General features: G+C 61.3%; 29 protein-coding genes and 2 pseudogenes. 10 read left to right on the forward strand and 21 right to left on the reverse strand.

Translation table 11 applies throughout. The annotated features are described in order from the left end of the window. From IB278_RS33995 to IB278_RS32530, 15 genes are all read right to left on the reverse strand, one after another. On the reverse strand, positions 1 to 230 hold a 230-nt coding region (locus tag IB278_RS33995), incomplete at its 3' end, for a hypothetical protein (RefSeq protein WP_225613319.1). Between the two features lie 393 nt (positions 231 to 623). Beyond that, the gene (istB, locus tag IB278_RS32465) at positions 624 to 1,361 is read right to left on the reverse strand and encodes an IS21-like element helper ATPase IstB (RefSeq protein ID WP_192328352.1); all 738 of its coding nucleotides are present in this window, start codon (positions 1,359 to 1,361) and stop codon (positions 624 to 626) included. A 19-nt stretch (positions 1,362 to 1,380) separates the two neighbouring features. After that, positions 1,381 to 2,931, reverse strand: a complete 1,551-nt coding sequence (gene istA / locus IB278_RS32470; RefSeq protein ID WP_192328355.1) for an IS21 family transposase — start codon at positions 2,929 to 2,931, stop codon at positions 1,381 to 1,383. 492 nt (positions 2,932 to 3,423) lie between these two features. Next, the gene (locus tag IB278_RS32475; protein WP_192328358.1) at positions 3,424 to 3,831 is read right to left on the reverse strand and encodes a hypothetical protein; all 408 of its coding nucleotides are present in this window, start codon (positions 3,829 to 3,831) and stop codon (positions 3,424 to 3,426) included. A gap of 564 nt (positions 3,832 to 4,395) precedes the next feature. Further along, complete coding sequence (locus IB278_RS32480; protein WP_192328361.1) at positions 4,396 to 4,611, reverse strand: hypothetical protein; 216 nt, start codon at positions 4,609 to 4,611, stop codon at positions 4,396 to 4,398. A gap of 102 nt (positions 4,612 to 4,713) precedes the next feature. Further along, entirely contained in the window at positions 4,714 to 5,271 is a 558-nt protein-coding gene (locus IB278_RS32485; RefSeq protein ID WP_192328364.1) for a suppressor of fused domain protein, read from the reverse strand. A 523-nt stretch (positions 5,272 to 5,794) separates the two neighbouring features. Next, positions 5,795 to 6,280 (reverse strand): SMI1/KNR4 family protein, encoded by a 486-nt coding sequence (locus IB278_RS32490; RefSeq protein WP_192328368.1) that lies wholly within the window; start codon positions 6,278 to 6,280, stop codon positions 5,795 to 5,797. 87 nt (positions 6,281 to 6,367) lie between these two features. Then, positions 6,368 to 6,649 (reverse strand): DUF6959 family protein, encoded by a 282-nt coding sequence (locus IB278_RS32495; protein WP_192328371.1) that lies wholly within the window; start codon positions 6,647 to 6,649, stop codon positions 6,368 to 6,370. 116 nt (positions 6,650 to 6,765) lie between these two features. Beyond that, on the reverse strand, positions 6,766 to 7,326 hold the full coding sequence (locus tag IB278_RS34340; RefSeq protein WP_192328374.1) for a lysozyme inhibitor LprI family protein: 561 nt from the start codon (positions 7,324 to 7,326) through the stop codon (positions 6,766 to 6,768). Positions 7,327 to 7,414: 88 nt separating this feature from the next. Next, positions 7,415 to 8,122: a hypothetical protein gene (locus IB278_RS32505; RefSeq protein ID WP_225613320.1), complete on the reverse strand. Its 708-nt coding sequence runs from the start codon at positions 8,120 to 8,122 to the stop codon at positions 7,415 to 7,417. Positions 8,123 to 8,370: 248 nt separating this feature from the next. Further along, positions 8,371 to 8,970: a hypothetical protein gene (locus tag IB278_RS32510; protein ID WP_192328377.1), complete on the reverse strand. Its 600-nt coding sequence runs from the start codon at positions 8,968 to 8,970 to the stop codon at positions 8,371 to 8,373. Positions 8,971 to 9,055: 85 nt separating this feature from the next. Next, on the reverse strand, positions 9,056 to 9,448 hold the full coding sequence (locus tag IB278_RS32515) for a hypothetical protein (RefSeq protein ID WP_192328380.1): 393 nt from the start codon (positions 9,446 to 9,448) through the stop codon (positions 9,056 to 9,058). Positions 9,449 to 9,533: 85 nt separating this feature from the next. After that, positions 9,534 to 10,061 (reverse strand): 2'-5' RNA ligase family protein, encoded by a 528-nt coding sequence (locus IB278_RS32520; protein ID WP_192328382.1) that lies wholly within the window; start codon positions 10,059 to 10,061, stop codon positions 9,534 to 9,536. Between the two features lie 564 nt (positions 10,062 to 10,625). Next, positions 10,626 to 11,006: a hypothetical protein gene (locus IB278_RS32525; RefSeq protein ID WP_143062631.1), complete on the reverse strand. Its 381-nt coding sequence runs from the start codon at positions 11,004 to 11,006 to the stop codon at positions 10,626 to 10,628. Between the two features lie 274 nt (positions 11,007 to 11,280). Beyond that, positions 11,281 to 11,817: a GNAT family N-acetyltransferase gene (locus IB278_RS32530; RefSeq protein ID WP_192328385.1), complete on the reverse strand. Its 537-nt coding sequence runs from the start codon at positions 11,815 to 11,817 to the stop codon at positions 11,281 to 11,283. A 235-nt stretch (positions 11,818 to 12,052) separates the two neighbouring features. Between IB278_RS32530 and IB278_RS32535 the strand changes: the two genes are divergently transcribed. The 7 genes and pseudogenes from IB278_RS32535 to IB278_RS32560 all read left to right on the forward strand — a co-directional run bounded on the left by IB278_RS32535 (position 12,053) and on the right by IB278_RS32560 (position 18,461). Beyond that, the gene (locus IB278_RS32535) at positions 12,053 to 13,807 is read left to right on the forward strand and encodes an oleate hydratase (RefSeq protein ID WP_318646729.1); all 1,755 of its coding nucleotides are present in this window, start codon (positions 12,053 to 12,055) and stop codon (positions 13,805 to 13,807) included. A 792-nt stretch (positions 13,808 to 14,599) separates the two neighbouring features. Then, a pseudogene (locus IB278_RS34140) lies at positions 14,600 to 14,932 on the forward strand (serine hydrolase); the annotation flags it as partial. Between the two features lie 94 nt (positions 14,933 to 15,026). Continuing rightward, positions 15,027 to 15,521: a serine hydrolase domain-containing protein gene (locus IB278_RS34145; protein ID WP_318646730.1), complete on the forward strand. Its 495-nt coding sequence runs from the start codon at positions 15,027 to 15,029 to the stop codon at positions 15,519 to 15,521. Between the two features lie 63 nt (positions 15,522 to 15,584). Beyond that, on the forward strand, positions 15,585 to 15,785 hold the full coding sequence (locus IB278_RS32545; RefSeq protein ID WP_192328388.1) for a hypothetical protein: 201 nt from the start codon (positions 15,585 to 15,587) through the stop codon (positions 15,783 to 15,785). Between the two features lie 494 nt (positions 15,786 to 16,279). After that, positions 16,280 to 16,804, forward strand: a complete 525-nt coding sequence (locus tag IB278_RS32550; RefSeq protein WP_192328391.1) for a ferritin-like domain-containing protein — start codon at positions 16,280 to 16,282, stop codon at positions 16,802 to 16,804. A 135-nt stretch (positions 16,805 to 16,939) separates the two neighbouring features. Next, positions 16,940 to 17,241 (forward strand): annotated as a pseudogene (locus IB278_RS32555) (IS3 family transposase); the annotation flags it as partial. A gap of 542 nt (positions 17,242 to 17,783) precedes the next feature. Then, on the forward strand, positions 17,784 to 18,461 hold the full coding sequence (locus IB278_RS32560; protein WP_192328394.1) for a methyltransferase family protein: 678 nt from the start codon (positions 17,784 to 17,786) through the stop codon (positions 18,459 to 18,461). A 143-nt stretch (positions 18,462 to 18,604) separates the two neighbouring features. On the opposite strand, the gene IB278_RS32565 is transcribed toward IB278_RS32560, so the two are convergent. Further along, positions 18,605 to 19,000: a VOC family protein gene (locus tag IB278_RS32565; protein ID WP_145747824.1), complete on the reverse strand. Its 396-nt coding sequence runs from the start codon at positions 18,998 to 19,000 to the stop codon at positions 18,605 to 18,607. Between the two features lie 77 nt (positions 19,001 to 19,077). Further along, positions 19,078 to 19,494 carry a 4-oxalocrotonate tautomerase gene (locus tag IB278_RS32570; RefSeq protein WP_192328397.1) on the reverse strand — a complete coding sequence of 139 codons (417 nt, stop codon included), beginning with the start codon at positions 19,492 to 19,494 and terminating at the stop codon, positions 19,078 to 19,080. 99 nt (positions 19,495 to 19,593) lie between these two features. On the opposite strand from IB278_RS32570, the gene IB278_RS32575 reads away from it, so the two are divergent. Continuing rightward, positions 19,594 to 20,238: a TetR/AcrR family transcriptional regulator gene (locus tag IB278_RS32575; RefSeq protein WP_225613321.1), complete on the forward strand. Its 645-nt coding sequence runs from the start codon at positions 19,594 to 19,596 to the stop codon at positions 20,236 to 20,238. Positions 20,239 to 20,284: 46 nt separating this feature from the next. On the opposite strand, the gene IB278_RS32580 is transcribed toward IB278_RS32575, so the two are convergent. The 4 genes from IB278_RS32580 to IB278_RS32595 all read right to left on the reverse strand — a co-directional run bounded on the left by IB278_RS32580 (position 20,285) and on the right by IB278_RS32595 (position 22,467). Further along, a complete protein-coding gene (locus IB278_RS32580; RefSeq protein ID WP_192328399.1) occupies positions 20,285 to 20,887 on the reverse strand; it encodes a hypothetical protein in 603 nt (200 codons plus the stop codon). A gap of 171 nt (positions 20,888 to 21,058) precedes the next feature. Further along, a complete protein-coding gene (gene arr, locus IB278_RS32585) occupies positions 21,059 to 21,454 on the reverse strand; it encodes an NAD(+)--rifampin ADP-ribosyltransferase (protein ID WP_145747770.1) in 396 nt (131 codons plus the stop codon). A gap of 236 nt (positions 21,455 to 21,690) precedes the next feature. Further along, on the reverse strand, positions 21,691 to 21,909 hold the full coding sequence (locus IB278_RS34345; RefSeq protein ID WP_225613325.1) for an acyl-CoA thioesterase/BAAT N-terminal domain-containing protein: 219 nt from the start codon (positions 21,907 to 21,909) through the stop codon (positions 21,691 to 21,693). A gap of 33 nt (positions 21,910 to 21,942) precedes the next feature. Beyond that, positions 21,943 to 22,467: an AAA family ATPase gene (locus tag IB278_RS32595; protein WP_145747767.1), complete on the reverse strand. Its 525-nt coding sequence runs from the start codon at positions 22,465 to 22,467 to the stop codon at positions 21,943 to 21,945. A 320-nt stretch (positions 22,468 to 22,787) separates the two neighbouring features. Here IB278_RS32595 and IB278_RS32600 point away from each other — a divergent pair, with 320 nt between their 5' ends. Both IB278_RS32600 and IB278_RS32605 read left to right on the forward strand, forming a co-directional pair. Beyond that, positions 22,788 to 23,291, forward strand: coding sequence for a sigma-70 family RNA polymerase sigma factor (locus tag IB278_RS32600; protein ID WP_192328405.1), 504 nt, complete (start codon positions 22,788 to 22,790; stop codon positions 23,289 to 23,291). A gap of 13 nt (positions 23,292 to 23,304) precedes the next feature. Next, on the forward strand, positions 23,305 to 24,285 hold the full coding sequence (locus IB278_RS32605) for a FecR domain-containing protein (protein ID WP_192328408.1): 981 nt from the start codon (positions 23,305 to 23,307) through the stop codon (positions 24,283 to 24,285). Positions 24,286 to 24,325: the final 40 nt, after the last annotated feature.

A 24,325-nucleotide genomic window follows, 5' to 3' on the forward strand; every position in this document is an offset into this window, starting at 1 on the left:
AGGAACGAGAGATCTTGCTTCGGACAAATTTCCAGACCATCGCGCAACACATGAATGTCAACCAAGCCGTCGAATTCATTGCTCATGTCTGAGAACTCAAAATACTTCAATTCAGATTGCCCGGGCATCAGCTTCTCGCAAGGCCGGATTGCGCATCGGAACGAGGCTTCGTAATATTGGATAGCTTCGCCAAGCGTCGCAGCCTCGAACTGGAGCGGAGCGCCTTTCACCCATCCAGTCTCTTTGAGCGTAAGTATCGAATTCTTAGGGCCCGAGATTGAGATTGATGGCATTGAATACAAGGATAGTGGTAGACAGAAAAGCACTGTAAGTCATGCTAGTGTGCGCATTTCAGCGATCGTGGACGCCTGTTTCAGGCTGATCGCGGACGCTGTTTCAGCGCCATCGTGGACGCGCAGGGGATGCACGCAAGCGAGGGGTTCAATGTATCTCAATCGTCCACGATCAGTTTGAAGCGCACTGACGCGAAGCGAGGTTCCAGATGTTTGGTGAGGGTTGCGGCGCAGACTTATCCACGGCGGCGGACGGCGCTTGCGACGTACCGGCCGACGCGGTGGATAAGTCGTTTTCAAGCCCTCGGGCTTGTGAGGAAGGCGCCGCATTCACCGCATCGGTTCCTCATCGCGCAGCGATTTGCCTTTGAGCTCGATCTTGTGACTGCTGTGCACGACACGGTCCAGTATCGCGTCGGCGAGGGTTGGGTCGTCCAGGTAGGTGTGCCAGGCTCGTACCGGTAACTGGCTGGTGATCAGCGTCGAGCGCGTGCCCACGCGGTCGTCCAGCACCTCCAGCAGATCGTTCCGCTCGGGCGCGCCGACCGGGGAGATCGCGAAGTCGTCGATCACGATCAGATCGAGCTTGGCCAACTGCGCCAGACGCCGGGTGAAGCTGCCGTCGCCGTGGGCGACCTGCAGTTCATCGAACAGGCGCGCAGCGCGGGTGTACAGGACAGAGAAGCCCGACCTTGCCGCCTGGTGCGCCAGCGCGCATGCCAACCAGGTCTTGCCGCACCCCGTCGCGCCGGTGATCAGCAAGTTCTGCGCGTTTCGCAGCCAGTCGCCGCCGGCCAGCGCGGCCACCTGGGCGCGGTCCAGCGAACGGCTCGCGCGCCAATTGATGTCCTCCACGCAGGCCGTGCTGACCTTCAACCGGGCGGCCTTCATCAGACGCGCCACCCGCTTGTTGTCGCGCCATGCGATCTCGCGCTGCACGAGCATGCTCAGGCGCTCGTCGAAGCCCAGTGCGGCCGCCGCGGTGCTCGTAGTTTGCTCCTCGATTGCGCGCACCATGCCGTCCAGGCGCAGGCTGCGCAATTGGTCCAGGGTGTGTTCATTCAGCATCGTCATCTCCTTCAGTGGTTCAGTGGTAGTAGTCCGGGCCACGCACGTTCTCGTGAGCGGGCAGCGGCGTGGGTGTCGTCGCGAACAGGGCGGGCTGGCGGTCCAGGCCGTTCTTCAATATCGAGGCGACGCTGCGGTAGGTCGGCGCGCGAATCGCGAGCGCTCGAGCACAGGCGGCTTCCAGCCGTGCCGGCGTGTACTCGCGCGCCAGGCGCTGCAACCCAAGGCAGGCGCGGTAGCCCTGCTCCGGATGCGGGCGGTGTTCGAGTTGCCAAGTCACCACTGCCGCCGCACTGACGCCGATGCGCCGGCCCCAGTCGATCAGCTTCTGGGGCGTCCACTCCAGGTGGGCGCGGTGCGACGCCGGCATGTGCTCGGGCGCGGTCGTGTGCGCGCCCTTGCGGTGACTCAGCGCATGGCAGGCCACACGCTGGTTGGCAGCGAAGCACTCCACCAGGCTGGCGCTGACGCGCAGCTCGACGGTGGTGCGCACGAGGGCGTGCGGCACGCTGTAGTAGTGACCGTCGAACTCGACGTGGTAGTCGATGTTCACCTTGGCGCTCTTCCACAGGCACACCTCGAAGCGCTCGGCCGGCAGCGGCCGCAGCGCGGGCGCGTCCAGCGTCTCGAAGGCGCTGCGCCGGCAGCCGGGCAGCTTCTTGAATGGGCGCTGGTTCAGATCGACCAGCAGCACGGCGATCGCGCAGTTGAGTTCGTCCAGACTGAAGAAGCGCCGGTTGCGCAAGCGCGCCAGAATCCATCTCTCGACCACGAGCACCGCGTTCTCGACCTTCGGCTTGTCGCGAGGATGAGCCGGGCGTGCTGCGAGCAACGCACAGCCGTAATGGGTGGCGAACTCGTCGTACAGGCGGTTGGGTTGGGGGTCGTAGCGATCCGGACTCTTGATCAACGCGCGGGCCTGATCGGGCACGATCAAGCGCGGCACGCCGCCGAAGAATTCCAGCGCGCGCACCTGGGCGCCGATCCAGTCTGCAGTGGTCTGACGCGCGGTGGCGCAGGCGTAGGTGTAGTTGGACGCGCCGAGCGTGGCCACGAAGATCTGCGCGGCGGCGAGCTCGCCGGTGGCCGCGTCGATGAGCGCAACGGTCTGGCCGGCGTAGTCGACGAACAGCTTCTCGCCGGCGATGTGGGTCTGGCGCATGGACCGCTTCAGCCCGAGCGCCCACGCCCGGTACTTCACGCAGAAACTCGTGTACTTGTAGGCCTGCTGGCCTGCCCCGACGAGGCTGCGGGCGTACTCCTCCCACAGCAGCTGCAGGGTGACACCGGCGCGCTTGAGTTCCTGATGGACCAGCGCGAAGTCGGGGCTGAGTTGGTGGCTGGAGCGGGGCAACGCCGGTCGATACAGCCGGGATTCAAGCTCCTCGTCGGTGAGCGTCTGGGCCACCGTCCAGTCGATGCCTGCGGCGCGGGCGAGCGAGACGTACTTGCCCGCGACGCTCTTGGAGATCTTGAGCGCTCGGCCGATCTCGTTGTAGCTCAGGTCTGCCTGCAGGTGCAGGCGCAATGTCTCTCGAATTCGGCGCATCGTGATTCTGTTCGTGGGCATCAGGCTTCACCGCAAAAGGCGATGAGCTTGACGCCCGGTCAAAAGATCACTTGCGCGCTCCCCAAATCGTCCACGATCGCGCTGAAACAGCGTCCACGATCAGTTTGAAATACCGTCCACGATCACGTTGAAACGGCGTCCACGATCAGTCTGAAACGCCGTCCACGATGGGCTGAAATACGCACTAGTGGCCTCCAATGACCCGACAGTAGCTCTGGCGTCGCCATCCGCGTCGGAACGCCTAGTAAAACTGAGCTGCGTGACGTACTTCCGCTTTTGGCCGTCAGCGGCAAATTCTAGTGAGTGGCGCGGTGCGCCTGGGACAACTTATCTAAATGACGCCGGGTGCGCCAACCCGTCCAGGCGAGAAGCGCTATCAGCAGGGCCGCGGCTCCCAAGGCCAATCCCGTGGTGGCTTTATTGGCATTTTGAAAGCTTGCAAGCGCTTGAGCGGAGGCTCCGTAGGAACAAGCCACGGTGCCAGCCCGCATGCTACTGAAACTCAATGGCAAGCCGAAACGGATGGTTCTGATTCGGGGAAGGCTGGTCTTGGTGAGCTCGAAAGTGCACGGAAAATTGCGTATATCCATAGTCGCCGGAGCCGTCCTTGGGGTCAAACGCCAGCCGAACGATGTAGTCGCAGCCGGCGCGCTGAGCTTCGAGGCCGACATCAATTTCGCTCAGCGACCAATCACCGCGGTCCTTCATGAAGGTGTCGGCTACACCGACCGCCTTGGCCTGAATCTCGTTCAACGCGGCAACGACAGCTTTGGCCTGCGCGATTGCGTTTTCGTCGGGGGAGTCATCTCCTCCACGGACATAGAGGCCCACGCCATTTCCGCTTTCGCCAAACCACTCAGCCGAATGATGTGACTTCTTCAGTGCCGTGTAGTCAAACACTTGTTTTCCCTTCAATCAGCGGTCGATGCACAACGACCGGTTTTGGCCGACTGTAGCCTCACGCTGGTCCGGAGCAAAGGGCCCTAACCGGCTGTACAGTTTTCTCCGAAGCGGGCGTTCAATTGGTGATGCACACTCTAAGTCGATGTCGAGTCGCCATTTCGGCCGACAACGTCTGCTGATGCCCCTAGTTCTCGAAGAGCGAGCACGAGTTGATGTGCTTTCGCACAGGAAACCTGGATTCGCTGAGGCTCATCCCTGAGCACCCCATCGGTAACAGCTTTCGCCTCCGCCAAACCCAGGCCTGCAGCGGCTTGCAAGGTCGTCGTGCAAGAGACCTTCAAAAACCCGGGTCGCCATCCGGTAATTTCAACAATTGCCATGGTCGGTAGATGTGTGCCTCAAGGATTGTGCAGAAAGACCGGGCGCGGGCGATCGAAGGTCAGCAGCTAACTTTTAAACTCCAGGCCGCGAGGACCGAAAGCGACTCACTGCATCTTTCCAAGCTGCGCCGCCTGCGCCCTGCGCATGCACCTCAGTCAATGTGAATAAGACGAACTCGGGTTAGGATCGGTGACGCCCATCGCAGGAGTCGATGAGCAAGCCTGCGATATGGTGATTGGCTTCGTTAAGTTGCCGGACCCCTTCAACATTGCCGTCGGCATAAAGTACACGTTGGCCGATTGTCAACTCATGCGCGAGCAATGCCAGAAATCGAGACCGATCTTCCAGTGAGAGTTTTTCGAACCAGTGGATCGCTGCGCTGACAGCTGAGGTCATGGAGGTACTGATTGCAGGTCGACTGCTGGCGAAGGTCGTGTTATGGCAGGATGTGCTCATCGGTTCGGTGCTGCTGACATCGAAGGGTAAGGAATGTGCCTGCTACGCAAAGAACAGGCTCTTCCCGTCCTGCTCGAACATATCGATCATTGCATCGTGCCCCTGTGTGTTCCGACATTCGAGCTCCTTTTGACTAAGTGGCAGAGCCATCACAAAGCGAATCTCTTGGCCACCTAGCGTGGTGACCTGCGGGATCGACCCCAGGACGCCCGAGATGGTCACCGGCATCAGAATGGTCGCGGGGGGCGGGAACTCGGTGACGGCAGGGTGGCCGGGGTGGCCGATGACCGCCCCAAAGGGCAGCGGCTTCACATTCTCGCGTTCGAGGTCTTCCAAGTTCGCCAGGAGTTTCGCCACCTCGAGTTCACAGCGTTTCGTCAGAGCCATGAAAACCGTGCTCGTGTACCGCGGCAGCGTCGCTACAAGGAAGCCTGCCTGATCGACATTCTCGAGATCTCCAATCACGGCATTGAACTGGCCGTCAAAGTCACCCGATAAGGCGAATTCCAATGGAGTCACAGGGTCGCGAAGTTTTGCTTGCTCAAAGAGCAACACAATGATCGAGTTTTGCAGCTCGTTCAAATTCGGAGATGAATTCATGGCTGACATCCAATTTTTTTGCTGCGTTGTCTACTCGTTTTTGAATCGGGCAGAGGGTACGATGCGCTGGTAACGGCGTTTTCGTGCCGAGCGGAGCCGCGGGATCGCGCGAGCAGACCCTCAAAATCGCTGCTGTTGACCGAACTGCTCAAACATCTCAATCTTGATGTCGTTGTCAGTGTGGAGGTACTCGCCCGGGAGCCGTCGTCATGTCCACCCCCCCCATAGAGATACATCACGGCAGCCCAAATGCGCTCCTCGTCTTTGGGGGGCGAATATTTCAGGGTGCCAGCCTCTTTCTGCTGAACCACTGAGTAGGCCCAGCGGTCTGCTTGCTCGCGGCTAATGCGGCTGGCAAGTACATCCTCAAATACGCGTCGGACAATCTGAAGGTCAATTCCCATCGGGGCATCTCCATGTACTCGCTGGCTGTCGAACTGGGATGTCCGCTCGTGGCCGACTGTGGCCGGTTGGGAGGGAGCTTCGGCGCCGCTCCAAGGTCGCCGAGTCCGGCGCATCGCGGTCACTCGGCGGCCACGGACGAGAGTGCTGCGCAGAAGTCGTCGAACGAATCCGCTACATGCTCGTATGACGGCTCGTCCTCTACGGACCGCTCGTTGCTCCAGAGGACGACCGGCGACTCGCCCGAGCCGCAGTCGAAGCAAAGCGCATCGTTGTTTGCCAGCACGGCAAACGGCAGAAGCGTCCCGAGACGATTTTCCAGAGCGGACCAGAAGACATTGGCGTTTAAGAATCCGAGCTGATGGTCCTCAAGGTCATGACCGGCCGTGTAGTGGAGGAAGCGTTCTATCGGTGGAGCAAGCTGACCATTGCGCGTGTGAAAGTATCTCGTTGAGGGCCTGCCACCGTTGAACTCCTCGACGACCTGCAGGTAGGCTGGGTCGAACTCGAAGGAAGGAGAATCGGCGCGGACCATTTCCCTCATCTCATCGAGCTCGCGCTTCGAGGTGGGGCCGACCAGGGATGCGTCGAAGAACTGAAGTGGCATCGGTACCTTTGGGGAGAGGGGCGAACGACTGCAAACCGGCAAATTGTGGTGCATCGCCGAATGACGGGTCCTGGCCGGATGGCGGCGTCAGCCGCTCGACGTATCAGTGAACGGTAGTTTGATCGCGTGGGCTGCGAGCACTGCTTTGTAGTGGTTCAGAAGGCTCTCAAGATGATCTGCAACATCGGCGAGATCTGCAGCAGCCTTCTCGTCGAGGAGATGGGCACTGCGTTGGACGCGACGAACCGACTGCCGAAGACCGTGAAGCGTATCGCCTTGAACCAAGCAGCCGGGAAAGTGACGGTCCGGGTGCCGTAGAACTGCGGCGTTGCTTGTATCGGAATAGATTTCGACCTGCTCTTTTCTCATGATCTAGTGTGTACCGGGAAGGTCAGCTTCTGGCCGGGTCCAGCCTCACGGATCGGAAGATTGTGCCGCGGCATCGGGCCCAAATCCGTCTTCCGCTTCGATCTAAAGCGGACTTGTCAAGAGGTCGAAGCTGGCCGTCCCAGAACGATAATTTCGAGGTAGTGAGTGCGCCTTTCCAAGTCCAAGCAGGCGCGGTAGTGGAACGTGTCACCTTGAACGGACTTCGTTCTGCCATGTTTATAGCTCTGCTCATCGCAGTGGGCTGCGCGAAACCGGAGCCATTGCCTTTGAGCGATCACCAGTTGGCGCCCTCGCGGTTTATTAGTGAGAAGTAGCTTCGCTCGGGCTTCCCGATACACGGTGTTTAGACGCTCGTCGGAGTCAGCTAGAAAAGCGCTGGAACACGCGTCCATTTCGCTCGGTAAGCTTTCCTTGCAAACTCGAACAGGCAACAGCGGTTCTCTCGAGTCCCTGAATAGCGCAGTGCTCGGACAGTTCTTGTCCTGTGGTGCGCGACCTGGTGATTCGACGAGGTCAAAGGCCGTGCATCGGACGTATTGACGCGGCGTCGCAGGCGCAGACGGCTCAACCTGTGCGTATGCCAAGCCGGGCTGCCCCGATATGACTGATGCAATCAGCACGAATGCACGTATAGCTTCAGAGGACTTCATCATCATTTGCTTGAACTTATGAGTGACCGCAAATGGCCGATAGCCCCCGCTACTTCGAGGCGCCTGCAACCCACAACGAGGCTTGGCGACCACCTTAGCGGAGCCTCCACCAGGCCCGCCTTTTGGATACGCGGCCAGTTTCCGTGGCGGGTACTAGGCGCCAGAAGCCATACGGATTGTTGAAAAGGGAGGAGTCCTCGTAGCGAGGACCCGCATCGTCCACGACCCGATATACAGGAGCATCAGACGCTACCGAAAATTTTTGTCCTGGTCGAATCTCCGCCTGCTCCGCGAAGACATAACGGGTGAACGTCCGAAGCAGTTCGACAGCATCTTCAGCATCGCCCGTCGCTACGACAGCGTCCTTCAGGCCGAGATTGTGCATACCGCAGGAGCAGACGTCAGCAGCGCTTACATACACCACGCATGCTTCATGCGCGCTGAAAAGGTATAGCTCGTTGCAGAGACGGCGCCACTCATTTGGTTGATGAGCGAGACCGGCACTTTCGACTTTCACTCCGAAGCCGCCCGCATCGAGAAGGGCGCGAGCCGCGTGCATCAACGGGGCGAAATTGGTCTGGGAGCCGCCATGGCCAACTAGATAGATGACAGAACGATGCTCCCCAATTCGCATCATTTCCTCTGTCTGTGACCAATGCGGGCCAGCCGCCTTGAATGCAGCCAGCATTCGCTCATCGCGCCCTTCCAATTGAAGCTCGCACGACACCCTCGTCTCCATGTCCATCAACAGCATGCCGGCAAAGATGTGACCCGAGGTCGATTGGACTAGGCTCTTCGTCAAATCCGACCGCTCAGCCCAAGGGCCGGGAACACATAGCACAGCCTCCGGAACAACGACACCGTCTCTCATACTCAACAATTCTCCAAGGGGCAGCATGCCTCGCTGAGCCGATTGTGGCCTATCGATTGGTTGGCGCGCACGCGCTTCGGACACCAAGCCGCATCGCGTCCGTCGACAGCGTTGCAGCAATTCCTGAGGCAAGGCCGACCGACCGGTCTTGGCCGGTGACGGCTGTCGGTTGAATTTTCCTAGGCGTGGCCAGGACCGAGACGAACAAGGACCACTTGGTCCCTCGCGGCAGATGCGGTGAGCCAATTCTTTCCCTCTTCTCGCGCCAGCCCTTCTTTGACGGAGAAACTGCGCAAAGAGAGGTGGCACCGCTCCGGACGCCACCGATTCCAATCAACGCGCATGGTCACCAACTCTCGACCGCCATCAAAAGTGGCGACGACCGGCGCGTCGCCGACCAAAATCTCCAGCGAGGCGTCGGGTTGCTTGCGCTCCAAGGCGCGGGGTACCGGAAGGCCAGATGCAAGTTGAGACTCGTAAGCGGCGTGCGCGGCGATGTGCTCATCCGAGTCGGACGCGATGTCTTCAGCCGGCGGCGTTACCTCTTCGACCTCGAGGAGCGTCACGCAAATCTCGTCCCCTGCGCCGAGAGGGAGTTCTTGAATCCATTCGAGGTGCGCTTGGCGGCCATTGCCAAGGTCTCTCATGCCTCGCATGTCGAGCGTCGCGGGATGCTCGCCATCGATGCTCATGTGCACGGAAAAGGAGAGGAGCACCGCGTCCTCCGTGCCCGCCACCACCAGGGGCTGTCCATTGCGCAGAACTTCGAGGGCTTGCATGGTCGGTCGAGTTATGAATGCGGGTTAGCTGGAGGCTGTCGTAGAAGTTCTGCTTGTGGCCGAAAGTGACTGGCCGCATAGCCATCTATAAGAGGTTATCGATTGTGTCCCGGATGAAGGCTTCGAAACTCGTAGCCGCAACGTGCACGCTTCGGTCTAGAGGATCCACCTCAACCACCTCAACCACCTCCCAACTGCTGGTGCGGAATCCCGCGCTGAATCCCTGGAAGTCGTCGCCAAAAAGAAGCACGCCTACGAGTTGAGGTGGCTGGTCGCCGTAGATGAAGCTTGGCTCCGCAAGACCGGTATAGAGGCTGTATTGGCCTTGCCCAATCATCCCGGCGCCAATACGACTCAGGAAAAAGACATAGTCATCTGGGACGTCCGGGTGGTTGAGGCGGAGTTTGGTCTCGTCGACGGGCTTAAGGTTGCCCAAGAGATTCTCGGGCGTTTTCAGCGGCAGGAGGTCGTCGTACATATGCGGTTCATATCGAAATGAGAGGACGCCTTGGATGACCGGGTCTGGCCGCATTCTGTTCTATCACCTTAGCCGAAAGGAACGACTATGTATCGGCCGGCGCCAGGGGGAAGACATGCAACTCTTCCCAACGGCCTGTCGAGTTTTCGATCAGCACGACCGAGGTGCAATCCGCCAGGATGCCCCCAGATGCATCCAGCCGCTTTTGCAACTCAGCGGCGGCTGCATCGGCCTCCGATGGGTTCCCATGGGCAACGGTCAGGTGCGGAACCACGCTTTGGTGCTCCCCTCCGTACGGCAAGAAATCTGGAAAGACATCCACGAGCGCCTTGGTCATGGCGATGAACGGCTCGGGCGGTTCCGGCGCGAGATACGAGGTCGCTGGGAAGCGCGCCACCCTGCCCATCGAAAAGGAAAAGGCCGCGACCCGATTCAACGCGTGTTGCGCCCGGTCCAGTACGGCAGGCGTGATCTGCTGCGGGTCCATGAACGGTACAAGCACAGTGATGTGCGCCGGCACCCCAAGCTTCGCCGTCGCGTCGAAGCGCTGCCGAAGGTCGCCGACGAGCGGCTCGGCCGAGGGCACATTGACAGCAAACGCGGATATCGCCATGGGGTCTGATGATATTCAACAGGCGGTGAACCGGAAGGTCCGGTTCTGGCCGAACTGTGCCATAGCTGTGTGAGTACGCCGCGCTGCTTTCGCCGTCGAGTCGCAAGAGCTTCTCGTCGAACCAGATGTCTTCGTAGCCCGGCGCAATCAAGAAGCGTCAGCCAGTCATACAGGTTTTGAGTACAGTTTCCGAGTGACTGGTTGTGGCCGGCAGGCGCCGTCTACCGCGTCAGCTCCGCATGGTAGCCAACGCGGCAACGCATTTGCTATCTCGTACAAGGCAATAGCCAGCGCCACCCGTCATGGATGAAGGGAAGCTCTCGAAGTACCAAAGTTCGTCACCAGCGACGATTTGGGCCTTCAACGCTTCCCAACGTGCTAGCCACGCCGGGCTAACCTGAGCGTTGTACTCGACAGACCTCCGCTGAAGCTCTGCTTCCGCATCCTCAATGGAAAGTCGACGCCGCCATGACGTTGGCGGTGGAAATGTTGTCGTCTTCATACGCTACGGAAAACCGTGACCTTGTCGGGAATGTCCGCAATTGGCGGGAGGCGCAGTTCAACCTACTGCCAGAACTTCCATGAGGATTTGGGAGTCGCTCGGACCTTCTCGGGTCGCTTGTAGTTCGCATTGAATTTCCATGTCCCACCTTCTTGATAGAACTCGATAGTCGATTCCAACCAGGCTTCGCCGTGCTCCTGAAAAACCGCCCAGTACTGCTCGCAGAGCTGCGCAAGGTCTTGGGAGATGCTCGCCTTGTCGTCCGACTGGTCGTTTTTGAGCCCGTAGTTGATGCGGTGACCGTCGCAGTCAATCGTAAGCACGCCGCGGGTCCAAGATTCGGGCGAGCAGCGAATCGCCTCATGCAGAAGTGAAGTGAGGGCCTCGCTGTATTTGTCTAGCTTGTCCGTCATGCCTTGATTGCCCGGGATGTTGGCCGCCACCGACCGATTGGCGATTGTTGACGCGCCTTTAGTTGGCGTGCACGCGCTTCAACGAGTTCAGTTCCAAGTTGGCCCAAAACTGTCGTGTAATCGCCTCGAACGTCGGCTTCCAAGCGAATTGGGCCTCATCGGTGAATGTCAGGTGATGGCCGCCTGTAGCCGGTTGCGCCTTACGGCGCTTCGAACCTGAGCCGGCATAGCCGTCGTGCGGAAGCAGAGCGTTCCCAACGACCTTGTACTTGGCACCGCCGTTCAGGCGTGCAACGGGATTGCTTCATAGCGGCTTGCTCATGCGCAAGATCGGGACCGCAACACCGCCGCGGTCGTCCGTGAGGCGTTCGCATGGCTCGTAGCCGCAGGCGCGGTAGAGCGGTTCGCCTGCCATGGTGGCCATCAATTCAACTTTCTTGAAGCCTTCGGACCGTGCCGCCCCCTCACAGAGCGAGAGAATCAGCCGACCCACGCCTTTGCGCGTGTGTTGCGGGTGGGTGTACATGGCGCGGACCCGCGCCGCATCCTTTGCTGGGTCGAGCAGGACAGCGCTGCGACCGGGCGACTGGTCTCCGCCGTACAGGGTGGCGCGGCGGCTCCATCCACCGCAACCTGCAACCCTGCCGTCCGCTTCCACGACGAAATAAGTTCGATCATCGATGAGCTGGGTGTCCAACCCCATGATCGCCCGGCTCGACGCAATCTGGCTTTCGTCGAGGAACGGCTTCTGCAATTCGGATATTGCAGCGTCCATCAAGGCCCTTAGCGCGTCAATGTCGTCGCGGTGGGCAAGCCGGTAGGTCAGGTTCGCACTTGTCATGGTTCGCTCCTTGAGGCCGCCTGAGCATTCACCAATTTAGACTAGATCAAGTCGCTGCTCGTTTGCAAGCGCCGATGCTTGAGACTGAACGTCCGATCGTGGCCGACTGTAGCCGAAGGGCGGTCGGCGCCGGGGGGCCGAGCCGTCAGCTGGCTTGTTCGAAAGCCGTCATTCGTTGCGACCGCAATGGGAGGCCAGACCTCAGGGCTGGCAGACGGCTTCCAGATGTTCGTGCGTGGAACGTGTTTCTCATATCCAGTCCCATCATCAATGCCGACGACTTGATGGCCGACGCAGGGTCGAAGGTTGCAAGAACTCGTCCGCGGGAGGCCCGCAAGTCATTCCAAACGATCAGCCGCAGCTTGATATTGGTCAAGCACCGGCGCCACCGCGCACCCTAGGATGCCCTGATCGAATCAAGGAGCTTCTTGTGAAAGCATATTTTGTGGGTGGCGGCATCGGCTCTCTGGCAGGCGCGGCATTCATGATCCGTGACGCGGGCGTCGCGGGCGCGCAGATCACCATCATCGAGCGCTCGGCGATTGCCGGCGGCAGCCTGGACGCCGCGCCGCATGCGACCGGCGGCTACTCTCTGCGTGGTGGGCGCATGCTGACTTCTGACCACTACGAATGCCTGTGGGATCTGCTGAAGACCATCCCCTCGCTCGACCACCCGGAAGAATCGGTCTTTGAAGAGACGGCTCGCTTCAACCGCGAGCATCCGGCCCACTCAAGTGCGCGCCTTGTCGACCAGCACCGCTTCAAGCTCGACGTGAGTTCGATGGGTTTCACCAACGCCGACCGGCTGGAGCTGGTGCGCCTCGCCGAGACCTCCGAAGACGCATTGGGCACCAGCCGCATCACAGACTGGCTCTCGCCCCCGTTCTTCCGTACCAACTTCTGGTGGATGTGGCAGACCACTTTTGCCTTCCAGCCCTGGCACAGCGCAGTCGAATTGAAGCGCTATCTGCATCGCTTCATGAACGAGTTCCCGCGCATCGAGACCCTGGCAGGCGTGAAGCGCACGGTCTATAACCAGTACGACTCGATCGTGCAGCCACTCGAAGCATGGCTGCGCGCGGGCGGCGTGAATTTCGTGCACGGCACGACCGTGACCGAAATGGACCTGCGCGACGAAGGAGGCCAGGTCACCGTGCAGGCGCTGCATGTGCTCGACGACGCGGGCACGCGACGGATCGCCGTCGGCGCCGAGGACTTGGTCTTCTTCCAGAACGCGTCGATGACCGATGCGTCGAGCACTGGTTCGATGGAGCTCGCCGCGCCGCGCCTGACGATGGCCGACAGCGGCGGCTGGACGCTATGGGAGAAGATCGCACGCGGCCGGCCGGAATTCGGCAACCCCGCAGCGTTCAACAGCAGCATCGCCGAGTCATACTGGGCCTCGTTCACGGTCACCTGCAATACGACGGCCTTCTTCGACCGCATGGAGAGCTTCTCTGGCGACCGTGCTGGTACCGGCGGACTGGTAACGTTCAAGGACTCGAACTGGCAGATGTCGGTGGTGCTGTACCACCAACCCCACTTCCGCGGCCAGCGCGCCGACCAGCAGGTCTTCTGGGGCTACGCGCTGCAGCCAGACCGCGTCGGAAACTTCGTACCCAAGGCGATGAGCGACTGCAGCGGCGCCGAGATACTGCAAGAATTGCGCGGCCACCTGAACTTCGACCCCGAGGTGCTGGCCGGCGCGATCTGCATCCCCTGCCGCCTGCCCTACATCACCAGCATGTTCATGCCACGCGCCAAGACCGACCGGCCGTTGCCGGTGCCCAAGTGCTCGCGCAACCTGGCCTTCGTGAGTCAGTTCGTCGAGATCGGCGACGACGTGGTGTTCACGGTCGAGTACTCGGTGCGTGCGGCGCAGATGGCGGTCTATCAGTTGCTGGGCGTGCGACGCCAGGTGCCACCGATCACGCGTCACGACCACTCGCTCAAGGTCATGTTCGATTCGCTGGTGAAGTCCTTCAGCTGAGGTCGCAACGCGGCTCGCGCCGAAGTTGCAGAACAACGCCGCTCCGATGTTGCAGGTCATCAACTCGCCCTGTTGAACCGTCTTGGCAAACTCTCCAGCGGCCGGCTGGCTTCGCTTGCTGCGGTCGTTCACGATCGACCGGTCGTGGCCGAATTCTGCCTGCTGATCTAGTCGGGCAATTGCTCCGCGCCGGCGCGACGGACCCACGGCGAACCAGGCCCGTCATGTTGTGCCGGCCAGCCCAAGGGGTCGCGACGCATGCGCTTGTGGCAGAGCTGGACATATGCAACCATCGCGCCGGCGCGCTGCGAGGGACGAAAGCGCATCGTCATCGCTCATCGAGCGTCACACCAACAAGGAGGCCGGGTGGATCAAGGTGTTCAAAAGAAGGCATTCGTACTATCGCGCGCACCGCACGCAGCTCCCTCGGCTCTCTTGATCGCGACGGCGATGCTGATTGCCGCTTGCGGCGGCGGGGGCGGCAGTGGGGGTGGCGGCGTTGCTCTTCCGATCGTCGGCATTCCGCCCGCGAATGGCGGCGCGCCCAATCCGGACGATGGCAACCCTAGCGGCTACCCACATGCATCGGAACCCATCGGCACGGTACGCCAGATCTACGACGGCGCACTTTCCCCCGACTTGGCTGTCAACACCTATCGCAACATCGATCGGCTGTTTCCGACACGCACCATCGAACCCGGTGCCACGTCCTCTGCACTGCCCTCGGCGGCCTCGCGGCTCACGCAGGTGAGCTTCATGGTAGGCGCAGCGACATACAGCCTCGCCGAGTTCATGTCGGTGAATCGTGTGGCGGGCCTGCTCATTCTGAAGGACGGCAAGATCGCCAATGAGACTTACCAGTACGGCAACACGCAGCGGACGCGTTGGATGTCGATGTCGGTGGCCAAATCGATTACCTCGACGCTGATCGGCGCGGCCGTGAAGGACGGCTACATCGCCAGCATCGATGACCAGGTCATCAAATACGTGCCGCGGCTGGCGGGCAGCGCCTATGACGGCGTGACGGTTCGCAACGTGATGATGATGGCCTCGGGCGCCCGTTGGAACGAAACCTACACCGATCCGAACTCTGACCGCCGCCAGTTGCTTGAGGCGCAGATCAGCCAAAAGCCAGGCTCGGCCATGGACCTGATGAGCAAGCTGCCTCGCGCGGCGGCACCGGGCTCCGTTTTACAACTACAGCACCGGCGAGACGCAGGTGGCCGGCGAGATCGTCTACAACGCGGTCAAGAAGCCGCTGGCGCAATACCTGTCCGAGAAGATCTGGTCGAAGGTCGGGATGGAAGCTCAGGCCAATTGGTGGCTCGACTCGCCCGGCGGCGTGGAGATCGGTGGCAGCGGCATCAGCGCAACCTTGCGCGACTACGGTCGCTTTGGCCTGTTCGTGATGAACGACGGCATGGCGGCCGGCCAGCAGGTGGTGCCGACCTGGTGGATTGCGGAAGCGGGCACGCCCAAGGTGCTGACTGGCGGCAATCCGATCAACTATGGCTACCTGTGGTGGATACCGTCGAGCGGCCCGTCGGCCGCAGACGGCGCCTTTTATGCGAACGGCATCATGGGCCAGCAGATCTACATCAATCGCAAGGAAAAGGTGGTCATTGTCGTCTGGAGCGCACAGACCGACCCTGCGGGCAACGGCACATTGCCGGTGGTGCCGTTCTTTGATGCCGTGGTGGCGGCGCTCAAGTAACTGGCACGAATATTTTGGGCAGCTTCGATCCTCGTGCGTTCGCGATGACGCAAAAAAAGGTAGATGGCCGTGAAGGTCCGGCTGTGGCTGAATCCAGCCGATCGCGCCTCGGAGCTTGAACCCACAGCGGAAGCCCGTCGCGAAAACTGCGGGACCAATGACGGAAGCTCACGGAACAATCCCGCCATAAACGCAGGCTTTGTTTTCCACGCCGCCGCGAGCGCGTCGCAGGCCTTGCCGGATCTGACCTGTGACGGCCTGTGAGCCGCGCCGAGCAGCATGTGCCGTGTCATGGACCGCCGAACTGGAGCGCCCTTGTAAGAGGGCAATCGCCCTCGTCGCCCTCAAAAGACCCCGAATACCTTCAACAAGATGATGACGCCGATGGGCACGCCGCATAGCCAAAGGATGATGCTTTTCATGTGACTTCCTCGGTGGTGGGTATGCTGTCACGGTAGCCAGCGTCACCTCGGTCGGCGAAGGGAAAAAACGACCCTTGCAGTAGGAAAACGTCCGCGCCGGTGATCGCCGACGGTTGCGCCGGGATCGTGCAGATGCTTCGTCCGGATGTGTCGAGCGAGTCACGGAATGGCGCTCCGCCTGCCGCTGTTGCGGACTCGGTCAACACCTACAAGCCTCGTCATTAGGAGACGACGCCGGGAGCTCTGCGGCACGCGACCATAGCTCGCGAGGCTGCGCCGCGGCGGCCTGGACGGTTTTATTTCTGTTCCGAATCAAGCAACACCAAGGAGCAAATCATGGCCAATGGCAGCCTTTTGGGTCGCGCCGACCAACCTTGTGCTGATCGCGTTCCTTTTGCCGATGTGCCGGCCGATGAGCAGGCGGTCGATGTGTTGAGCGAACTGCTCGAACACGCGCGCGACGGCGAACACGGCTTTCGCACCTGTGCCCGAGAGGTGCCTTCTGCATCAAGCCTGAGGCAGTCGTTCAACCGGCGCGCTTCGCAGTACCACGAGGCCTGCGATGACTTGGAACGAATGATTCGGCGCCACGGGGGCTCGCCCATCGAGTGTGGTACGACCGGGGCGACCATCCACCGGGGGTGGGTGCGGGTGAAAGGAGCCATCGGTGCCAACAGTGAGTTGTCACTGCTTGACGACTGCGAACGTAGCGAAGAGGCAGTCGTCGCACTCTACCGCGAGGCGATGCAACGAAACCTGCCACCCGACGTCCGCGACCTGGTCGAGCGCCAAGCTGCAAGCGCGCAGCAAAGCCAAGATCAGCTCCGGGTGCTGCGCGGCGAAATCCGTCTAGGCGCGTGACGAAGACAGTTCGGTGCGTGTCGTCGATGCAGTCGTAGAACTAGTTCCACTCCCCGAATTTCGAAGCATCGATGTGGCTCAGCCGCTGCTCGACAGTCTGGCCGAAGAATCGGGCGAGCTGGCGCGTTTGGCGGCTGGTCCATTGGCAGGCGTCGAGACGCTGAGCTCGTCAACGCGATGCCGAATGCGGCCATCGAGACGGTGGTCGATACAAACGACCGACCCTTCGTCCGCTCCGATCGTGGTGCTCACTGTCGCTGGCCTGGTTGGCAATCGCGGATCGGTGACGCCAAGCTGGTTCGCTCGATGGCTCGCAAGGGGTGCTCGCCTGACAACTCGGCGTGCGAAGGCTTCTTCGGCCGGAGGGCGCCACGGTCGACTCCCTTGGCTCTCTCAGCCATGTCGAATACCGGCAAAGTCTCGGACTTGCGACATAACGCAGTCCAACTTTTTATCCGTATCCCCTCGGGTCAGAGATTGAGCGTGCTCGGCCTCGAAAGCGTCTGGAGTTAGGGCAAGGATCTCGACAGAAGGATTGCGTAGGTTGACTTGGAACACCTCGTCGCAGTCGAGGACCTGCATGACTCCATCGGCCGGAAGGGTGAACCCGCGTATACCTGCCGAGATTCGCGGCACTGCAATTTCCTTCATGGTCGAAGGTCGCGTCGAGGCAACGACAGAGGTTGTGCTCGAATGTCTGGTCTTGGCCGACTGTAGCCGGACAGACTGTGGGCGCAAGGGGCCCTTCGCTGCCAGTCTTCCCCTCCAGAGCGGTTATCGGAAATCAAGGGGGTGGCGATTGGGGCTCACGCCGGGCCATCTTCCGGGGCGGGGGCGCCTTGGCGTCCGTTCAAGTCGAGGGGGATCTGTTCGCGCAAGCCGCGTCTTCCCCTAGACTGAACAAGGTTCGCTCCGAGTTGGGATCGCACTTGGGCCGCTTGTCGCGGAGCGGGGCGTCGGGTATACCGCTCACTTGACTATGGATCCGCTCTTCAAGAAAGCCATCGCGCAAGGAGTTGCGGGGATGGCCGTATTCGTTGCCTTCATTTTCCTGCCCGCGGGCACGTGGCAATACTGGCAGGGTTGGCTCTTTATCGCAGTCTTTGCCGCCTCGACCATCGGCTTCACCGTCTATCTCGCCCTCCACGATAGGCCGCTTCTCGAACGCCGCATGAATGCCGGACCACAGCATGAGAAAGAATGGCCGCAGAAGATCATCGTGTCGCTCATCATCCTCGCGTTTTTCATTTTCATCATCCTGCCTTCACTCGACTACCGATTTGGCGTCTCGCCGGTGCCCGCATATCTCTCCTTTGTCGGGAACGTCGTGATCGTATTGTCATTCCTCTTTATTTTCTGGGTCCTGAAGGTCAATAGTTATGCAGCAGCCAACATCAGCGTCGCGGACGATCAAAAAGTGATCGGCAGCGGCCCCTACGCTTATGTGCGTCATCCCATGTACGCTGGCGCGCTCTGGCTTTTCATCGGAATGCCGCTTGCCCTCGGCTCATGGCTCACGCTCTGTCTCGTCCCGCTCATTCTGCCGGTGCTTGTCTGGCGGCTTCTTGATGAGGAAAAAATCTTGCGCCGCGATCTTCCCGGATACAGCGAATATGCAAGCCAGGTGCGTCATCGTCTCATTCCCTATGTCTGGTAGGAAATGGGGCAGCCGTTTACTGGAACTGGCCGGCCGTAGCCGGTCGCAGCCTCGAAGCTTTGGGCCCATTGCCGACCTTCCGCTTGCTCCAAAAGAGACTTCGACCAAGAAGTCCGTGCTCAAGAGGCGCTCTGCCAACGATCTCACTCGGCGCAGTTCAGCATCCACTGGACGCCGAAACGATCGGTCAATTTGCCGTAGTAGTCGCCCCAGGGCTGGATCCCCAAGGGGGTTGTGATTGTTCCGTCGGCACCCAGGGCCTGGAAGAGTTTGTTCGTGGCACCTCGGTCGTCCATCGCGAGCAAGTGCGCGGAGCCCCGCATCGGTTCGGCGTCTTCGTTGTCCGAGGCATAGAAGAGCAGGCCTGGTCCCTCGAACTTCGCGTGCATGACCTTGCCGCGCATGGCCTCGTTCTTCACGGGCATGCCATCGACTCCGTAGCGCAGAACCTCGACGACACGGCCAAGACCGCACTCCGTATAGAACGCCAGAGCCTGATCACAGTTTGTGGTGAAGAACAGATAGTTCGAGAGTTGCATGATGGTGTACTTTGATGCGAGTGGAGCCACGACACTGTCTGCTCCACCCGGTAGAACGTGCTGCTGCCCCGGGCGTGTCAGGCTGAAGCAACCCCTTCGCTGAGCTGCGCATTGGTGAGGGCTGCCCCGGCAATGCCCCAGGCCCCGTCCACCGCGTGCACGACGTTGACCCATATGCGCTCCTTCGGGTGGTGCTCGCCAGACAGCTCATGAATGATGCTCGTGGCCTCTTCGATATAGCCGACTTGCACGTCCCGACTGGCGAATGCGAAGGATGGGACCTTCCATTCCACGAAGGCCACGGAGGCCTCCTTGGATCCGGAATACGTGTGTTCCTTCGGCAAGACGTGGATCGAGCCAACGATGTTGGGCGCTATCGCCTCGTTTCCCGCCAGGCCGTGCCACTTGAGCATGGCATCGGACAGTCGGCTGAAGGCGACTTTTTCTCGGCCTTTGGGGAGAACGCCCTCGGTGAGGGTGAGGGTAAGTGGCATGGGTACTCCAAGTAGAAAGAACGGCATCGACTCACACGCTGCGATATGCAGGGCATTTCAAGTAACGACCGTTATTCGATAATACATAACGATCGTGTTTTGAACAACTACAATTGTTGGCTTCACATGTCGAAGGAGCTTCTTGTGTCAAGGTCCGAGCAGAAGGTGCAGACGCGGCAACGCATCCTGGAGGGCGCAGGTCGCGGGTTCCGCAAGGCTGGATTCGGCGGGATCGGGGTGGACGGCCTGGCGAAGGAAGCAGGCCTGACATCGGGTGCCTTTTACGTGCATTTCGACTCAAAGGCCCACGCATTCCGGGAATCGGTCGCACAGGGCATGGCCGAGTTGCGGGGTGGCGTGCTGTACTTCCAAGAAAAGCACGGACGCGCTTGGTGGGCGGAGTTTGTGCGCTTCTACCTCAGTGCCAAGCGCACGTGCGACTTGTCAGAGAGTTGCACGCTGCAGACGATGCCGGCGGAAGTGGCGCGATCGGACGAAGCCTCCCGTACGACGTTTGAGAAGGCATTGCGCGACGTTGCACAGGCGATCGTCGATGGTCCCGCCTCACCAGGTGCGCCACGGGACGTGGGAGCCGCTTGCGCCGCCCTCTCTTCGCTTGCGGGCGCTGTCACGCTCGCACGTGCTGTCGGGAGCGGCGCCTTCGCGGACCAGATCGCTGCAGGGACGGAACACGCATTGCTCGGTGCGCCAAGCGGAAAGACTTCGGCCAAGAAAGCCGCTTGAGCGTGGCTTGTAAGGTCGTCTTGGTGATTGTCCTCATGCCGCGAGTTCAGCAGAGCTGAACGAATGTTGTGAACGCGTCCTTCGCCGGATCATGGAAAACATACACCGCCGCCTCGTCATGAAAGTAGTCGGCGACAGGAAACTGCCCCAGGAAGACCAAAGGGCCAGCATCTCCGATGGGCCACGCTGGAGACTGCAACCAGCGCGGGGGCTGCTTGGCGTACTTAAACAGTTCCAGGATTCTCTGACGCAGCCATGCCTTTCTCTGTTTGGAAGGCAGGGGTGGCGCGGCATCGAGTAACGAGGCAAGGAACTTGACGTCCGCGTCGAGCCAGCGCGGCTGGGCATCGAACAGCAGCGCATATTCCGCCGTTGCGGTCCCGGTCAGCGCCGTCTCCACTCCGTGCTTCTGGAGCAACGAGACCAGTACGTCCTGTGCGTTGAGCACGTGGCCCGGGTCGCTGAGGTCGAGCCCGATCAGGTAGTGGAACAGCGTCGTCCCCGTTTGGCAAAAGCGAGGAGCGCTCTCTGCCGAGAGCAAGGTTTCAATGTCCGGATCGTTGTAGAGCTGTTGCTCGAACTCAGGCACTGGCGATTTGCCAGAGGCGAAGTCGCTCAGTTGTCGCAGGACTTCAGTTGATGGAGGCATTCTCGAAGGCTTCTAGATTGGCAAGCCCGCGAACGAGCGGTCTCGCGGGACCCGTGGCAACTGGCTGAATGATGGCATGTGGCCGAATTCAGCCGCGCAGCTGCAACGCCCAAAGCGGCCAACATCCAGTTTTTTTCGATCGCTACTCTGTGCGACATCGGCAGGCGTGATTCAGTTAATGATCTCTCCCATGCCTGCGCGTACGCGCTCCCTCAGCTGCAGGATGTACTCCGCGTCAAAGAGTTCCCAGGTCTCCAGTTCGCCGACGATACGAAGCGGTTCGCGGCTGCGGTAGGAGCGTGTGGGATTGCCCGGAAACTTCTTGTCGGTGACGTTGGGGTCGTCCTCGAAGGCGCCTGTCGGTTCGACGATGTAGACGCGGCGACGACCGTCGCCCTTCGCCATTTCGGCAGCCAGCCCGGCGCCTTTGGGCCAGGCGGTGAAGTAGATGTGGTTCATCACGACGTCGCCGTCGTAGTTTGAGCGGAAGCCTGCGGTGAGCAGGTCGCCCACCTGGAGGTCCGCCCGCGTTCCGTGGAAGTAAGGGCCGGTGTCCAAGACAGCCATCGCAAGTCGCTCCTCTACAGAAACGAAAAGCCGCGGAGTTTACTCGGGTGGATGTTCACATAGGCCGTGTGAGCGAGGGCCCCGTTTCGGGTGCAGCAGGGCGTCTTTGAAAGACAGCTCCTGGCCAGCTCGCCCGCTTGTGGGTGCGAATGCAAGAAGCGTCCTCCTTTGACCACTTCAGCCTGCAACTTCTTGAACGCACAGGCGCAGAAGCGGCGTCCTGTTTCTCCATGAGGCTACGTGCAGCGTGCAGCGTGCAGCGTGCAGGTGCGGAAGTCCGCAGTTGGCCGAGTCGGGAACGGGTCATTGGTCATGCCCACGAAGCCCTCGGCAATATCCCCGTGAGCTGGTGCACGAGACCAGAAGAGTCCCATCGCATCAACCCCTTGGTATGAGCCCGAAGTGGGAGCTGAACCCCTAGAACGCGAATTGCAAAAGCTGCGCCGACGAGACAGGTCTCAGGCAGCGTGCCGAACTTCATCGGCCGTTCAGTCATATCGCACGATGTCGTAGCCTTCCTCCGCCGATGGCGCGACGAAGTGACTGGTTATTTCGTCGAATTCCGCGTCCGTTGTTTCAAACGGATGCTCTCCCGAGAGGTTGCGAATGCGCAGGCGCGCCTTGCAGACTTCGTCGGGAACATCCAGGTAGTGCAAGCGATGGGCGGCTCCGGCCTTCTCGAAGACGCCGCGGCCCCATCCTCTTGCTGCGACGGTGTTCGAGGGGAAATCGAGTACGACGGACGTGCCGGCCGCGAGCAGCGCCTCGACGTGGCCCGACATCGCTTCACGCAATCTGCCGGCACAGCGAACGTAATCCGCGAGGGCATGAATCTCGTTCGGGTAAAGACGCGCGAGCCAATCGTCCTCGCTGATGAGAACCGTCTTCGGCTGCGTTGCGAGGTGCCTGGTGAGCGTCGACTTTCCGGAGGCGATCTTCCCGCAGACCATGTGCAGGACCCCTGGCAAGGAGGAGGCGGCGGCGGCCGTCCGCGAAGTTTCGGTTTCGAGCATTCCAATCTCCAGTAACTCTGAGGAGCCCCAGGAGACAGAAAAAAACCCGCCTCGTGGGGCGGGTTGCTTTGGCGGCTCGGGCCGCGCGCTAACCCACCATCCTTCGGATGGTGCGAATAATCGACGCGAGCTGCGAACAAGCCATGGAGAGCAAGAATAGCGAGTTCCGGAGAGCTCGGCAATGCGTTCGCGTGGGACGCCGAACCACCGAGGTCAGGCCAGAGGGTCGGCTCGCACTTTCGCTGTTGGCACGACGCCTGGCAATATAATTGCAAACGATTCTCATCCACTTCTTCGGATCCGCCACCCGGAACCGTTCCATGCCCGCGGCCACCCATTCTCCCGAGCCCATCGAAGTTCTCTACAGCGACCACCACGGCTGGCTGCTGGGATGGCTGCGCCGCCGCCTGGGCGACGCCTGCGATGCGGCCGACCTGGCGCATGACACCTTCGTGCGGCTGATGGCGTCCTCGCGCACTGCCAACCTCGGGCACGAGCCGCGCGCCTTCCTGACCCATGTCGCCAAGGGGCTGGTGGCAGACCATTGGCGCCGGCGCGAGGTGGAGCGGGCCTACCTGGAAGCGATTGCACATCTGCCCGAGCCCGAGGCACCGTCGCCCGAGGCCCGGATGCTCATCATCGAATCGCTGTTGCGCATCGAGGCCATGCTGGCCGGCCTTCCGGGCCGCACGCGGCAGGTCTTCCTGCTGGCGCAGTTCGACGAGCTGACGCTGCAGCAGATCTCCGAGCGCATGGCGATGCCCGTGATCACGGTGCGCCGGCACATCCACAAGGCGCTGGTCGCCTGCATGTCGGTCGCGTGAGCGAAGCGGTCCGATGAGCAGCCAGCCGCCGACCGGGGCGCAGACCCGCCCCGATCCTGCGCTCCTGAGCGAGGCGGCCGACTGGATGATGACGCTGCGCTACGGCGACGATGCCCAGCAGGCGCGGGCGAACTTCGACCGCTGGCGCGAGCAGAGTCCTGCGCACCGTGAGGCCTGGGCGCGGGCGGAGGCCCTGCTGGGGGTGCTCGCACAGCTGCCGGCGGCCATCGGCAAGGAGACCTTCCAGGCCTTGCAGCAGCAACCCAGCCGCCGCCGCGGCATGGGCATGCTGGGCGCGTTGCTGATCGCCGCGCCGGCCGGCTGGCTCGCCTGGCGGCACATGCCCTGGCGAGAATGGACCGCCGATGTCGCCACGGCCACGGGCGAGCGCAAGTCGATGACGCTGGCCGACGGCTCGCGCCTGGTGCTCAACACCGCGAGCGCGGCGGACATCGTGTTCACCGCCGCCGAACGGCGCATCCGGCTGCAGGCGGGCGAGATCCTCGTCACCACGCACGCCGACCCGTCGCCCACCTATCGGCCCTTCCTGGTGCAGACGCCGCAGGGCACCGTGCGGGCGCTGGGCACGCGCTTCAGCGTGCGCCGGCTCGACGACCGCAGCACGCGCGTCGCGGTGTTCGAAGAGGCCGTCGAAGTACGTTCCATGGACGGCGCCTCGCGCATGCTGCGCGCCGGCGAGCAGGTCGATTTCGAGGCCGGGCGCATCGGCCCCGGGGCCACGGTCGAGAACAGCGCCGCGCTCTGGGAGCAAGGCATGCTGCTCGCGAGAAACATGCGCCTGGCCGATGTCGTCGCCGAAATGGGCCGCTACCGCAGCGGCGTGTTGCGCTGCCATCCGGCGGTGGCGGAGCTGCGGGTATCGGGCGCCGTGTCCCTGGCCGACACCGATGCCGGGCTCGCGCTGCTGGCGCGCTCGCTGCCGCTGCGCATCGAGCAGACGACCCGCTACTGGGTCACGGTGGCGCCGCGTTAGCCTGGGCCCAAGAAAAAAATCCACCCGGGAGTGATCACTT

Source organism: Variovorax sp. VRV01 (assembly GCF_014852545.1).
GTDB classification, from domain to species: Bacteria; Pseudomonadota; Gammaproteobacteria; order Burkholderiales; family Burkholderiaceae_C; genus Variovorax; species Variovorax beijingensis_A.

What these genes read in the sequence shown, in the direction of transcription:
- istB (WP_192328352.1), bottom strand. Translation starts at nt 1,361, where the DNA reads ATGCTGAATGAACACACCCTGGACCAATTGCGCAGCCTGCGCCTGGAC.
- istA (WP_192328355.1), bottom strand. Translation starts at nt 2,931, where the DNA reads ATGCCCACGAACAGAATCACGATGCGCCGAATTCGAGAGACATTGCGC.
- IB278_RS32480 (WP_192328361.1), bottom strand. Translation starts at nt 4,611, where the DNA reads ATGACCTCAGCTGTCAGCGCAGCGATCCACTGGTTCGAAAAACTCTCA.
- IB278_RS32485 (WP_192328364.1), bottom strand. Translation starts at nt 5,271, where the DNA reads ATGAATTCATCTCCGAATTTGAACGAGCTGCAAAACTCGATCATTGTG.
- IB278_RS32490 (WP_192328368.1), bottom strand. Translation starts at nt 6,280, where the DNA reads ATGCCACTTCAGTTCTTCGACGCATCCCTGGTCGGCCCCACCTCGAAG.
- IB278_RS32495 (WP_192328371.1), bottom strand. Translation starts at nt 6,649, where the DNA reads ATGAGAAAAGAGCAGGTCGAAATCTATTCCGATACAAGCAACGCCGCA.
- IB278_RS34340 (WP_192328374.1), bottom strand. Translation starts at nt 7,326, where the DNA reads ATGATGATGAAGTCCTCTGAAGCTATACGTGCATTCGTGCTGATTGCA.
- IB278_RS32510 (WP_192328377.1), bottom strand. Translation starts at nt 8,970, where the DNA reads ATGCAAGCCCTCGAAGTTCTGCGCAATGGACAGCCCCTGGTGGTGGCG.
- IB278_RS32515 (WP_192328380.1), bottom strand. Translation starts at nt 9,448, where the DNA reads ATGTACGACGACCTCCTGCCGCTGAAAACGCCCGAGAATCTCTTGGGC.
- IB278_RS32520 (WP_192328382.1), bottom strand. Translation starts at nt 10,061, where the DNA reads ATGGCGATATCCGCGTTTGCTGTCAATGTGCCCTCGGCCGAGCCGCTC.
- IB278_RS32530 (WP_192328385.1), bottom strand. Translation starts at nt 11,817, where the DNA reads ATGACAAGTGCGAACCTGACCTACCGGCTTGCCCACCGCGACGACATT.
- IB278_RS32545 (WP_192328388.1), top strand. Translation starts at nt 15,585, where the DNA reads ATGGCCGTGAAGGTCCGGCTGTGGCTGAATCCAGCCGATCGCGCCTCG.
- IB278_RS32550 (WP_192328391.1), top strand. Translation starts at nt 16,280, where the DNA reads ATGGCCAATGGCAGCCTTTTGGGTCGCGCCGACCAACCTTGTGCTGAT.
- IB278_RS32560 (WP_192328394.1), top strand. Translation starts at nt 17,784, where the DNA reads ATGGATCCGCTCTTCAAGAAAGCCATCGCGCAAGGAGTTGCGGGGATG.
- IB278_RS32565 (WP_145747824.1), bottom strand. Translation starts at nt 19,000, where the DNA reads ATGCAACTCTCGAACTATCTGTTCTTCACCACAAACTGTGATCAGGCT.
- IB278_RS32570 (WP_192328397.1), bottom strand. Translation starts at nt 19,494, where the DNA reads ATGCCACTTACCCTCACCCTCACCGAGGGCGTTCTCCCCAAAGGCCGA.
- IB278_RS32580 (WP_192328399.1), bottom strand. Translation starts at nt 20,887, where the DNA reads ATGCCTCCATCAACTGAAGTCCTGCGACAACTGAGCGACTTCGCCTCT.
- arr (WP_145747770.1), bottom strand. Translation starts at nt 21,454, where the DNA reads ATGGCTGTCTTGGACACCGGCCCTTACTTCCACGGAACGCGGGCGGAC.
- IB278_RS32595 (WP_145747767.1), bottom strand. Translation starts at nt 22,467, where the DNA reads ATGCTCGAAACCGAAACTTCGCGGACGGCCGCCGCCGCCTCCTCCTTG.
- IB278_RS32600 (WP_192328405.1), top strand. Translation starts at nt 22,788, where the DNA reads ATGCCCGCGGCCACCCATTCTCCCGAGCCCATCGAAGTTCTCTACAGC.
- IB278_RS32605 (WP_192328408.1), top strand. Translation starts at nt 23,305, where the DNA reads ATGAGCAGCCAGCCGCCGACCGGGGCGCAGACCCGCCCCGATCCTGCG.